At 39.6% G+C, this 12,153-nt stretch carries 12 protein-coding genes; 6 read left to right on the top strand and 6 right to left on the bottom strand.

Annotation, left to right across the window (positions count from 1 at the left end):
* Nucleotides 1-2 precede the first annotated feature (2 nt).
* Both BKK50_RS05840 and frdA read right to left on the bottom strand, forming a co-directional pair.
* Nucleotides 3-773, bottom strand: coding sequence for a succinate dehydrogenase/fumarate reductase iron-sulfur subunit (locus BKK50_RS05840; RefSeq protein ID WP_077416233.1), 771 nt, complete (start codon nucleotides 771-773; stop codon nucleotides 3-5).
* A complete protein-coding gene (gene frdA, locus BKK50_RS05835) occupies nucleotides 766-2,565 on the bottom strand; it encodes a fumarate reductase (quinol) flavoprotein subunit (RefSeq protein ID WP_077416231.1) in 1,800 nt (599 codons plus the stop codon). The genes BKK50_RS05840 and frdA overlap by 8 nt, the downstream gene beginning before the upstream one ends.
* A 269-nt stretch (nucleotides 2,566-2,834) precedes the next feature.
* On the opposite strand from frdA, the gene epmA reads away from it, so the two are divergent.
* From epmA to BKK50_RS05805, 6 genes are all read left to right on the top strand, one after another.
* On the top strand, nucleotides 2,835-3,818 hold the full coding sequence (gene epmA / locus BKK50_RS05830) for an elongation factor P--(R)-beta-lysine ligase (RefSeq protein WP_077416229.1): 984 nt from the start codon (nucleotides 2,835-2,837) through the stop codon (nucleotides 3,816-3,818).
* A 229-nt stretch (nucleotides 3,819-4,047) separates the two neighbouring features.
* Complete coding sequence (locus BKK50_RS05825) at nucleotides 4,048-5,277, top strand: HAAAP family serine/threonine permease (RefSeq protein ID WP_077416227.1); 1,230 nt, start codon at nucleotides 4,048-4,050, stop codon at nucleotides 5,275-5,277.
* A gap of 36 nt (nucleotides 5,278-5,313) precedes the next feature.
* Complete coding sequence (locus BKK50_RS05820) at nucleotides 5,314-6,681, top strand: L-serine ammonia-lyase (protein WP_077416225.1); 1,368 nt, start codon at nucleotides 5,314-5,316, stop codon at nucleotides 6,679-6,681.
* A 168-nt stretch (nucleotides 6,682-6,849) separates the two neighbouring features.
* Complete coding sequence (locus tag BKK50_RS05815; protein WP_077416223.1) at nucleotides 6,850-7,854, top strand: ornithine carbamoyltransferase; 1,005 nt, start codon at nucleotides 6,850-6,852, stop codon at nucleotides 7,852-7,854.
* Nucleotides 7,855-7,918: 64 nt separating this feature from the next.
* On the top strand, nucleotides 7,919-8,863 hold the full coding sequence (arcC, locus tag BKK50_RS05810) for a carbamate kinase (protein WP_077416221.1): 945 nt from the start codon (nucleotides 7,919-7,921) through the stop codon (nucleotides 8,861-8,863).
* A 496-nt stretch (nucleotides 8,864-9,359) separates the two neighbouring features.
* Nucleotides 9,360-9,620 carry a hypothetical protein gene (locus BKK50_RS05805; RefSeq protein ID WP_077416219.1) on the top strand — a complete coding sequence of 87 codons (261 nt, stop codon included), beginning with the start codon at nucleotides 9,360-9,362 and terminating at the stop codon, nucleotides 9,618-9,620.
* A 324-nt stretch (nucleotides 9,621-9,944) separates the two neighbouring features.
* Here the strand turns inward: BKK50_RS05805 and BKK50_RS05800 are convergent, their stop codons facing one another.
* The 4 genes from BKK50_RS05800 to BKK50_RS05785 all read right to left on the bottom strand — a co-directional run bounded on the left by BKK50_RS05800 (nucleotide 9,945) and on the right by BKK50_RS05785 (nucleotide 12,134).
* Nucleotides 9,945-10,571 (bottom strand): hypothetical protein, encoded by a 627-nt coding sequence (locus BKK50_RS05800; RefSeq protein ID WP_077416217.1) that lies wholly within the window; start codon nucleotides 10,569-10,571, stop codon nucleotides 9,945-9,947.
* A gap of 363 nt (nucleotides 10,572-10,934) precedes the next feature.
* Complete coding sequence (locus BKK50_RS12825; RefSeq protein WP_244149421.1) at nucleotides 10,935-11,321, bottom strand: hypothetical protein; 387 nt, start codon at nucleotides 11,319-11,321, stop codon at nucleotides 10,935-10,937.
* A 1-nt stretch (nucleotide 11,322) separates the two neighbouring features.
* A complete protein-coding gene (locus BKK50_RS05790) occupies nucleotides 11,323-11,760 on the bottom strand; it encodes a hypothetical protein (RefSeq protein ID WP_244149420.1) in 438 nt (145 codons plus the stop codon).
* A gap of 59 nt (nucleotides 11,761-11,819) precedes the next feature.
* The gene (locus BKK50_RS05785) at nucleotides 11,820-12,134 is read right to left on the bottom strand and encodes a hypothetical protein (RefSeq protein WP_077416290.1); all 315 of its coding nucleotides are present in this window, start codon (nucleotides 12,132-12,134) and stop codon (nucleotides 11,820-11,822) included.
* Nucleotides 12,135-12,153: the final 19 nt, after the last annotated feature.

Below are 12,153 nucleotides of genomic sequence, written 5' to 3'. Positions count from 1 at the left end.
CCTTAGCCTTTTGGTTTTAGCATCGAGATAACATAATCTTTGGCACTTTCCACTTTACCTTGGTTAATTGCAGAAGCCGGATCTACGTGTTTTGGACAGACTTCAGAACAATAACCTACGAAAGTACAGCTCCACACCCCATTTTTACCGTTTAACAATGGCATACGTTGTGCTTTTCCGTGGTCACGGTTATCAAGATTATAACGATGTGCCATGGTAATGGCGGCAGGTCCTAAGAACTCTGGGTTTAAACCAAATTGCGGGCAAGCAGCATAACATAACCCACAGTTGATACACATAGAGAAAGTACGGTATTTTTCAAGCTGTGCCGGAGTTTGTTTTGTACGGCTTTTCGCCAACTCTGCCGAAGGATGAGGTTTGCCATCTAATGGTGGTGCTTCATTGCCGATAATATAAGGTTTGATCGCTTCCAAACTTTCAATAAAGTGGCTTAAATCCACCACCAAATCCCGTTCAATTGGGAAGTTGGCTAATGGCTCAATACGCATATGACCACTGTAATCACGCAAGAAGGTTTTACAAGCCAGTTTTGGTTTATTGTTAACCATCATTCCGCAAGAACCGCAGATCGCCATACGGCAAGACCAACGATAAGAAAGGGAAGGTTCAAGTTTATCTTTAATATAACCTAACGCATCAAGTAAGGACGTTTGGTTGTCATAAGGCACTTGATAAGTGCTTAAGTGCGGTTCTTTATCGCTTTCTGGATTGTAGCGTAAGATTTCCACATTCATTACTGGTGAATTAGACATTTGCTTGCTCCTTAGCTTTCGCAGCCGCTTCTTGAGCTTCTGCTTCCGCACCGTAAACACGTTTTGCAGGTTGAGATTTGGTAATTTTTACCGGGCTGTATTCAATGCGCGGTGCGCCATTCTCATTGTAGAAAGCAAGGGTGTGTTTTAAATAATTCACATCATCGCGTTCGGTGTAATCCAAGCGTTGATGCGCCCCACGAGATTCTTTACGTTCAATCGCAGAATTCGCAATAGATTGTGCCACATCAAGGATATAACCCAATTCAACGGTGTAAAGGACATCGGTGTTGAACACACTGGAATTGTCTGCAACACGAATACGTTTATAACGTTCTTTTAATTCAGCGATTTTATCCACGGCTTTTTGCATGCTTGCTTGGTCACGGTAGATACCACAACCTTCTTCCATCACGGTACCCATTTCATCACGGATTTCGGACCAAGATTCGTTACCTTCTTGTTTGCAAAGGGCATCTAAACGGGCAACCACATCTTTTGCTTGAGCATCGACCGCACTTTGATTCGCCGGTTGGGCTTCAACGGCACGTTGTGCGGCATATTCACCGGCCACACGACCAAGAACCAAAAGCTCGGCAAGAGAGTTAGAACCTAAACGGTTTGCGCCATGTAAGCCTGAAGAGGCACATTCCCCCACAGCAAATAAGCCTTTAATACGGGTTTCACTGTTGAAATCCACCTCGATACCGCCCATGGTATAGTGAACAACAGGACGAACCGGAATCGGTTCATTCACCGGGTTAACCCCTTCGTACGCATTGGATAATTCGCAAATAAATGGAAGACGTTCAAGCAAATATTTCTCACCAAGGTGACGTAAGTCAAGATGAACCACATCCACCCCTTTGGCAGTTTTTAACGTATTGCCTTTTTTCCATTCTTGCCAGAAAGCTTGGGAAACTTTATCACGAGGCCCCAATTCCATGTATTTATTTTCCGGTTTGCCGATTGGGGTTTCCGGTCCAAGACCATAATCTTGAAGGTAACGATAGCCGTCTTTATTGACTAAAATACCGCCTTCACCACGGCATCCTTCCGTCATCAAAATACCGGTATTCGGTAAGCCGGTCGGATGATATTGTACAAACTCCATATCACGCAGTGGCACACCGTGACGATAAGCCATTGATAAACCATCACCGGTCACAATGCCACCATTGGTGTTGAATTTAAAGGCACGGCAACCACCGCCGGTGGCGATCACAACGGCATTCGCATTAATTTGAACCAATGTCCCTTCCATCATATTCATCGCAACCATACCACGAGCATGACCGTCATCCACTAAAATATCTAAGACAAAATGTTCATCAAAGCGTTGAATTTGAGGGAACTGTGTTGAAGTTTGGAAAAGGGTATGTAACAAGTGGAAACCGGTTTTATCCGCAGCGAACCAAGTACGCTCGATTTTCATTCCACCAAAGCGACGGACATTCACATCGCCATCGGCTTTACGGCTCCATGGACAACCCCAACGTTCTAACTGGGTCATTTCTACCGGAGAATGCTCAACGAAGTATTCCACCACATCTTGTTCGCATAGCCAGTCACCACCGGCTACGGTATCCTGGAAGTGCTTATCATAAGAATCTTCTTCTTTTATAACGGCTGCTGCACCGCCCTCTGCCGCCACAGTATGGCTACGCATTGGATACACTTTTGAAACTAATGCAATTTTTAAGTTAGGATTTGCTTCTGCTGCTGCAATTGCTGCCCGTAAACCGCCACCACCTGCACCAACAATCGCAATATCGACATTAACTGTTTGCACGATATCCTCCAATCTATAGAAAGTAAAAAAATAAAACACCCTAAAGGGGTGAGCCATTGTGCCACTTTTTTACAAATTAATAACCTTTTTTTCAGTGGAATTTCGGATAAATTACTCATTTTGTGATCTACCTCAAAAAAGTTAATTTGTCTAAGTAAATCAAATGAGAAGGTTTTTTATTTGAGAGACATTACAGAAAAATAGTAAAGTTGAGTTGGTGAATTGACTCGTTTAAAATCACAGAATTGATGATAAAAACAGAGAAAAAAATGACCGCACTTTCCCTTGAACCAACCTTATGGCAACCTTCTGCTTCCATTGATAATTTACTGGCTAGAGCCAAAATTATGGCGGATATTCGCCGCTTTTTTACTGATCGGGGTTTACTTGAAGTGGAAACCCCCGTGCTTAGTGAATTTGGCGTGACCGATCTTCATCTTTCGACCTTTAACACCGAATTTATCGCTCCTTTTAATGAATTATCAAAAACACTTTGGCTTTCCACCAGCCCTGAATATCATATGAAGCGTTTATTGGCGGCAGGCAGTGGACCGATTTTTCAAATCAGCAAAGTTTTTCGTAATGAAGAAGCCGGCAATCGTCATAATCCGGAATTTACCATGTTGGAATGGTATCGACCGCATTTTGATATGTATCGCTTGATTAATGAAGTGGATGACTTACTTCAACAAATTCTTGATTGTAAACCGGCAGAGAGTATGAGTTATCAGTTTGCTTTTCAAGAATATGTGGGGCTTGATCCCCTTTCTGCCAGTCGTAAAGAATTAGTCGAGGTTGCCCATCAACACCACTTTATGGCAGAAGAGGACGAGGAGCGTGATACCTTATTACAGTTTTTATTTAGTGAGGTGGTCGAGCCTCAAATTGGGCAAGATGCACCGGTGGCGATTTATCATTTTCCTTCCTCACAGGCGGCGTTGGCGCAATTAAGTATGGAAGATCAACGAGTGGCTGAACGCTTTGAGTTTTACTACAAAGGTTTAGAGTTGGCGAATGGTTTCCATGAATTAACGGATGTCAGCGAACAACGCCGTCGTTTTGAGCAAGATAATCGTCAGCGTGAAAAACTCGGTTTGCCAACACGGGCAATTGATGAACGTTTTCTCAGCGCCTTGCAAGCAGGTATACCCAATACATCGGGGGTTGCCTTGGGCGTTGATCGCCTCATTATGCTAGCCTTAAAGGCAGCTCATATTAAAGAAGTGATCGCTTTTTCCATTGAAAATGCCTAATTTTTCTCATAAGTGCGGTTAAAAAATAAGATGTTTTTTTAACCGCACTTTGATCTAGATAAAAATTACCTAATTTAGTGTTTAAAAAATCGTTATCTCGATCACATTTCTAAAAACATTTCTTTGAATTTCATTGTATTAAGGCATATTATGCGCGCCAAATTTATCAGGAGTTTTCCTGAAAGATTGAGATTTAATCTGTATTTTATCTTTTTTTAAGGTATTCATTATGAAAAAAACAAAATGGAACAAATTTGATGCGGCGTGGATGTTAAATTTATTCGGCACGGCAGTTGGGGCGGGGGTCCTTTTTCTACCGATTAACGCAGGAATGGGCGGCTTTTGGCCACTGGTGGTTATGGCAATTTTAGTCGGACCAATGACCTATTTTGCCCACCGAGGGCTAGCCTATTTTGTCCTTTCTTCTAAAAATCCGGGAAGTGATATTACTGAAGTGGTGGAAGAGCATTTTGGTAAAACAGCCGGTAAATTAATTACGCTACTTTATTTTTTCGCTATTTTCCCTATTTTATTAATTTACGGTAACGGCATCACCAACACCGTCGATTCTTTTATTGTCAATCAATTGGGGATGGCATCGCCTAATCGTGCATTGCTTTCTTTTGTCTTAATTGCGCTCTTAATTTCAGTGATGCTTTTTAATGAAAAAGTGATGCTGAAAATTACAGAATTGTTGGTTTATCCTCTTGTGCTTATTTTATTCGCACTATCCATTTATCTCATTCCTGAATGGAACGGAGCAATGTTGCATGAAATGCCAACAGTAGGTGGTTTTATCACCACATTATGGGTGACGATTCCGGTTTTAGTGTTCTCTTTCAACCACTCTCCGGCGATTTCTTCCTTTGCTTGTTCACAATATCGTGAATATAAAGCGTTTGACCGTGCAGAACGTCATATTGAACACACAGAAAAAGGCACATCAACCATTTTGCTTGTTTTTGTGATGTTCTTCGTGTTTAGCTGTGTACTAACCTTAACACCGGAAGAATTACTAGCGGCAAAAGAACAAAACATCAGTATTTTGTCTTTCTTGGCGAATAAATTTGATAACCCTTATATTTCTTACTTTGGTCCACTAGTTGCCTTCCTTGCGATCACCAGCTCTTTCTTTGGGCATTATTTAGGGGCGCGTGAAGGTTTAGAAGGCTTATATTTAAAAATGAAAGGGGAAGCGGTGAATCGCAAAAAATTAAATTATGCAACCGCACTTTTCTTTTTACTCACCTTATGGGGAGTGGCGATTATCAACCCAAGCATCCTCGGTTTAATTGAATCCCTTGGCGGTCCAATCATTGCGATGATCTTATTTATTATGCCAATGTATGCCATTCGCAAAGTACCGGCAATGAAACGTTATCAAGGCCGTTTTAGTAATGTCTTTGTCACAATAATGGGATTAATTGCTATCTCTGCAGTGGTTTATGGATTGTTATAATCTGCCGTTTTATTTCGCTTATTTAGTAGGAAATTTATGATTAGCGTATTTGATATGTTTAAAGTGGGAATTGGACCTTCCAGTTCCCACACGGTTGGACCGATGAAAGCCGGTAAACAATTTATTGATGATTTAATTGAACGAGGGCAGTTTGAACAAACAGCAGAAATTCGTGTGGATGTATACGGCTCCCTTTCTATGACAGGACGTGGGCATAGCACCGACATAGCCATCATTATGGGACTTGCCGGTTATTTACCGCATGATGTGGATATTGATCTCATTCCACATTTTATCGAAAACGTGAAAAAAACTGCCCAATTGTCTATCGCTCAAGGCAAAAAGACAGTGAAATTTGATTTTGAAAACAATCTTGTTTTTCACCGCACTTTTTTAACATTGCACGAAAATGGAATGACAATTGCCGCTCTTGATTCAGCGCAACAAGAACTTTACCGCCAAACTTATTATTCGATCGGTGGTGGTTTTATTGTGGATGAAGCCCATTTTGGAGAAGATGAAAAAAGTGCGGTTAGCGTGCCTTATCCCTACAAAAATGCAGAGGATATTTTAAAACATTGCAGTGAAAACGGCTTAATGTTCTCAACGGTAATGCTTGAAAATGAAATCGCATTGCATGGAAAAGATGCGGTGAGTGCGCATTTAGACAATGTGTGGAAAACTATGCGGGCTTGTATTGATCACGGATTGCATACAGAAGGCATTTTGCCGGGACCGTTGCGAGTGCCTCGCCGTGCAGCCTCCTTATACCGTATGTTAGAGGCGAACACCAATTTATCCAATGACCCAATGCGTGTGATTGACTGGGTCAATATGTTTGCCTTGGCGGTAAACGAGGAAAATGCGGCAGGTGGTCGGGTGGTGACGGCACCGACAAACGGTGCATGTGGCATTATCCCTGCTGTACTGGCTTACTATGATAAATTTATTTCACCTTTAACATCGGAAACCGTTGAACGTTATCTCTTGGCTGCCGGAATGATCGGCTCGCTTTATAAAATGAATGCCTCTATTTCCGGTGCAGAAGTCGGTTGCCAAGGGGAAGTGGGGGTAGCGTGTTCAATGGCGGCAGCCGGATTAACGGAAATTCTCGGAGGAAATCCAATGCAAGTGTGTATTGCAGCAGAAATTGCCATGGAGCATAACCTTGGCTTAACTTGTGATCCCGTGGGAGGGCAGGTGCAAGTGCCTTGTATTGAACGTAACGCCATAGCCTCGGTGAAAGCAATTAATGCCGCCCGTATGGCATTACGCCGTACCACCAATCCTCGGGTTTCCCTTGATAAAGTGATTGAAACCATGTACGAAACCGGCAAAGATATGAACGCCAAATACCGTGAAACCTCACAAGGCGGTCTAGCGGTGAAAATTGTTTGTACTTAATACTTAATAAATAAAAATAGGGGGTGAAAATCTCCCTATTTTCTTACCACATTTTCCCCCTTTCATTTCCTTCCTTATCCTCTTTAAATATTATCTTTTTATTGAACGCAAACGATTGCTTTGCTAGAATAGCTCGATTTTTATGTCAATAATAATGAGGAGCAAATAATGGCGTTTAATCTTAAAAATAGACATTTATTGAGTTTGGTGAACCATACTGAGCGTGAAATTCGGTTTTTATTAGATTTAGCGAGAGATTTAAAAAGAGCAAAATATGATGGCACAGAACAGCCTCGCTTAACCGGAAAAAATATCGCTCTTATTTTTGAGAAAACGTCAACCCGCACCCGATGTGCTTTTGAAGTCGCTGCTTATGATCAAGGTGCACACGTTACTTATATCGATCCTGTTTCATCGCAAATCGGTCATAAAGAATCGATGAAAGATACCGCCCGTGTATTAGGGAGAATGTATGACGCTATTGAATATCGTGGCTTTAAACAATCGGTCGTCAATGAGCTGGCGCAATATGCCGGTGTACCGGTATTTAACGGTTTAACCGATGAGTTTCACCCGACCCAAATGCTCGCTGATGTTCTCACGATGATAGAAAATTGCGAAAAACCACTCAGCCAAATCAGCTATGTGTATATTGGCGATGCCCGTAATAATATTGGGAATTCGTTATTATTAATTGGGGCGAAATTGGGAATGGATGTGCGAATTTGTGCGCCGAAAGCCTTATTACCGGAAGAGGGGCTGGTGAAAATGTGCCAAGAATTTGCCACACAATCCGGTGCGAGAATTACTGTCACTGAAGAGATTGATTTGGCGGTCAAAGGGGTGGATTTTGTGCATACGGATGTATGGGTTTCCATGGGTGAACCCCTTGAAACCTGGGGAGAACGTATCGAAATGCTGATGCCTTATCAAGTAACCGCGGAGTTAATGAAACGCACGGGTAACCCAAAAGTGAAATTTATGCACTGCTTACCGGCATTCCATAACAGTGAAACTAAAGTGGGGCAAGAAATCGCAGCAAAATATCCACAATTGGCAAATGGCATTGAAGTGACGGAGGAAGTCTTTGAATCGCCGGCTAATGTGGCTTTTGAACAAGCGGAAAACAGAATGCACACCATTAAAGCCGTAATGGTAGCCAGTCTGGCATAATGCTTTATGGCATCGTCAATATGAACGGTGCTATTTTTTTATCAATGAATTGAAAGGAAAGAAAATGAGAATTGTCGTGGCACTAGGGGGAAACGCCCTATTAAAAAGAGGGGAGCCGATGACGGCTCAAAATCAGTCTGCCAATATTCGCATTGCGGCAGAACAATTGACAAAAATTAAACAAGAAAATGAGCTCGTGATTTCCCATGGCAATGGGCCACAGGTTGGATTGCTGGCATTACAACACGCGGCCTATTACGCACAAGATCCTAAAATTGAACCCTATCCATTAGATGTATTAGTGTCACAAACCGTGGGAATGATCGGCTATATGTTGCAACAGGAATTAACCAATTTATTGCCACAAACCCCAACCATTACGCTGTTAAACCAAGTGGTTGTTGATCCTAATGATCCGGCATTTGAAAAACCAAGCAAACCTATCGGACAAGTTTATACCAAAGAAGAGGCGGAAAAATTAGCGGCTGAAAAAAACTGGACAGTGATGGCTGATGGACAATATTATCGTCGTGCAGTGCCAAGTCCTTTACCACAATCTGTGACAGGCATAGACGCTGTGAAAGCCTTATTAGCCAATCGTAATATTGTTATTTGTGGCGGCGGTGGCGGAATACCAAGCTATCATAATTCACAAGGTGAATTACAGGGTGTTGAAGCGGTGGTGGATAAAGATTTATGCACCGCCCTCATTTCCCAAGAATTAGAGGCCGATTTATTTATCATCGCCACCGATGTTTCAGCCGCTTGCGTGAACTTCAATAAACCGGATCAAAAACAAATTGCCAAAGCCAACCCACAGGCGTTAGAAAACCTTGCATCTGAATTCGCCGCAGGCTCTATGGGGCCGAAAGTGAAAGCAGTGATCAACTTTGTCAACGCTACCGGCAAAGATGCCGTTATCGGTTCACTCAATGATATTGAACGCATTGTCAAAGGCGAAGCCGGCACAAGAGTTACTAATAGCGTTGAAGGTATTGAGTTTTACTAAACAAAATGGGGATGAAAATATCCCCGCTATTCCTTTCTTATATTTACGTTCTTCACTTTTATTTCAATAAAAGAACCTCGCCTTCCTCTTTTATCCTAACCTTCCAACTTTAATAAAGTTATTCCACAAACTAGAAAGGCTAAGCTCCTTTTTATTATGAAATTAAAATAAATTGAAAAGATGTTAAAAAATATTGACATTTTTATTTTATTATTCTAACTTCCAGTTGTACTATAATTCACAATAGGAGAGCTATTATGAAAAAGCTTGATTCATCTAAACTAATAAAGATCAAATCTGCAATTTCAGGATGATCTTTTAGCTATAACGAATAAAATAGGCATAGTCATCCAAGGCTATGTCTTTTTCTTATGATAAAGGAGAATAGAAAATGAATATTGTGACAACAAATTATAGTCATATAGCGCTAAAAAACGCTTTACTCTTGATATATTAAATTATGGGGTAGTGACAATATTTTTCATAAAAATTGTTAGTGGATTGGTGGTTTTTAAACGGTTTTAAAATTTTAAAGTTTATTTTAAAAAGCACCATTCACCGCTTCACCCGCTATTTAAAAGAAATCGACGGTTACACCGCAAAAAGCAGCATAAATCAACTCCTAGCCCAAATCACTACAGAAAATTTTGATAGTCGTTCCCTATCACCACTTTTTCAAAAGCTAGGCAAGCTAGAACACGAAAAGCAAAAAGTACTGCTAGAAATTGATTCAATTCTACAAAAAGAAAAAGCCTAAAATTAGGCTTTTATTTTTCAAATAGTGTAATGCTTTTACATATTATCCCAAATAGTACAGCATATTCCCGCATCAAAAAAGCCATTTATGTCGAATTATTTGTATGGGTTATGTTTCATCCCTTTATGCTATCTACTAAATCCCCAATCCGGGTACCGGGTTGTGCCGTTACACCGGGAAACGGTAAACCGTAGCGCCTCGCGGTTTTATTCAGTTTTTGAAAGAGTTTTTCGGTCGCTTGTTTGGCAATGTCGTTTTCTTTGCGTTCAAAGGCGGCAACGAGGGCGGATAAATCTGCGGTAACTTGTGCTACCGCTAAGGCGTTTACGCCCTTTTCATCGTTGAGTTCCGTCCATTTTTGCAGGTTCGCAATGGCAGTGATGGAAGCAAGAAAAATACCCGCATAACGTGTATTCGCTTATTTGTTCGATGTGAAAAATCTGTGATCGATTCGATTGTGCCAAATATAGCGTCAAAGGCTTCTTTTATGGATTTACGATATTGATCACCGCTAATTGCACCGTTGGAGGCTTCCGGTGCGGTAAATAACGTTTCCAGCTCTTTTTCTCCTTCAGGGGTATTTTCGAAGCCAATACAAATATCAGCAACTATTCGGCAAAAAACATAAGAAGAGCGGTCCAATCCGGTGGTATTTTCAGGTTCAAGATTGAGTTTTTTAAGTAGATCGGGCATTAACTCGGTTAATAGAACACGCAGCGGTTCACGACGCTTTAATTCTGACAGTTGTTCTATAATTGCTTGTCTTGGCATATCGAACTTATGATAGCTATCGGAAACTAATTTTGTATATCGACCAAAATCTTTTGATAAAACCTTTCTTACACCGGGTTGTTCACATTTATTGTTGGTTATGGAAAGTTTTTTCGCATCTTCTTTTAATAGCCCCAAGTCTTTTCTTGGTGTTGAGCTTTCTTTTTTACTGTTTTCCATAAATGTTTTACTTTAAATTAATTTATCTAGTTTTTTTATTTTTAATAAAAAATACTTCTTCAGGAACTATGTTATCTCCAATAATAAATAATTCAACATGGTTTTTTCCTGGTTCTATGGATATAACATCTCTAGCCTTCTCGCTAATATATAAATTTATTAAGTCTTGACAATTGTTTCTATAAACCAACGCTCCTTTTTCTAATTCAAAATTAAAAAAGCATGAGGATAATAAAAAGATATATATATGAAATAATTATTTTATTCATTTTTTCCACCTAGATATAACTTGGATAATCATATTAAAATTTTAAGATCATATTCAATGCGCTTATAGGTGTCTTATGACACATTTTCCTTCTCTTAATTAGTTTTTATCCAATTTCCATCACCTATGGGTTTGGCATTTTCAGCACAGGCAATCAGGTTTATTCTGGCTTGAGAATACTCATCAATATAAAATTTATTTTTTATATTACTTTTGCTTCGGACAAAGTACTGTTTTTTTCTATTTTTATTTTGTTCTTCTACTAAGTCATCTTGTATGATAAAAGTTATATACTTAGTTTCGTTAGGATAAATAATTTTTTTGTGTTTATTGTTTTTATAATAATGTTCTGGGATATTATCACTCCTCAATTCAATGGGATATTCACAAAAATTATAAATTATTCCCCCTCCCATTATAGGTTCAAATGCTAGACAGGAAGGTAGTAAGAAAGGAAAAAGAATTATTAATAAGTATTTCATATTAATCTCCCATGTTTAGTTTTGAAAGCCATAATAAGCTTTTTACATCATATTCACTTGCATAATAATCACTAGGATCAATATCATGTATATAATATTTCATTAAATCAGCTAATGGGAAGGGCTCTTCTTCATACCCTTTTTCTCCTTTTTCAGGTATTGTATAGCCACTCATAACTCCTTTAGAACTTCCCTTATGCACCCAAGAATAATTATTTAACCCAGTGCTTTTATATGCGTAGCTTGCAAGCACAGGATACCCTGATTCATGAGCTGAGGTCTGCATAAATTTTAAAATCTTATAAGATTTATCCCAACTTGCAATCCCATTAAGATACCAAATAACCGTCATATCTAGTGAGGGAATGAAATCGTCAATAATATCAGTTATCCCTTTAGCAATTCTAGGTAAAAGCCCACAAGCATAAGAGGCATTCACAGAACGATTATAATAACCTCCTATCTTTACAGAATTTCTTCCTTAGATTATCTTAGTAATTAGTTTTTATTACCTGTAAGCTTGGCATTTTCGGGGCAAGCTATAAGTTTATAAGTATATTTATCTGGATTTTCAATATGAAACTTATTTTCTTTATTATTAGCTTGATATAAAACATCAGGTAATGATTTACGAATGAAATTGTATTTTGCATGTGTAATATGAAGTCGCTTCTCCCCTTTATCTAGTGAGAATCTCTCAGGAACTGACATAGGGTCGTAGATCTCAATCTTATACTCGCATTGATTTTGATAAATTATATTTGCTTTTATACTTTCAAAAGGAAGGCAAGCTATTAAAAAATAGGAACTAATAAAAAGGGGCTGTACTAGA

Origin of the sequence: Rodentibacter rarus (assembly GCF_001998965.1) — a bacterium.
Taxonomy (GTDB): Bacteria; Pseudomonadota; Gammaproteobacteria; order Enterobacterales; family Pasteurellaceae; genus Rodentibacter; species Rodentibacter rarus.
Note: the sequence above shows the minus strand (reverse complement) of the source record. Positions and strands in the feature narration are given on the sequence as shown.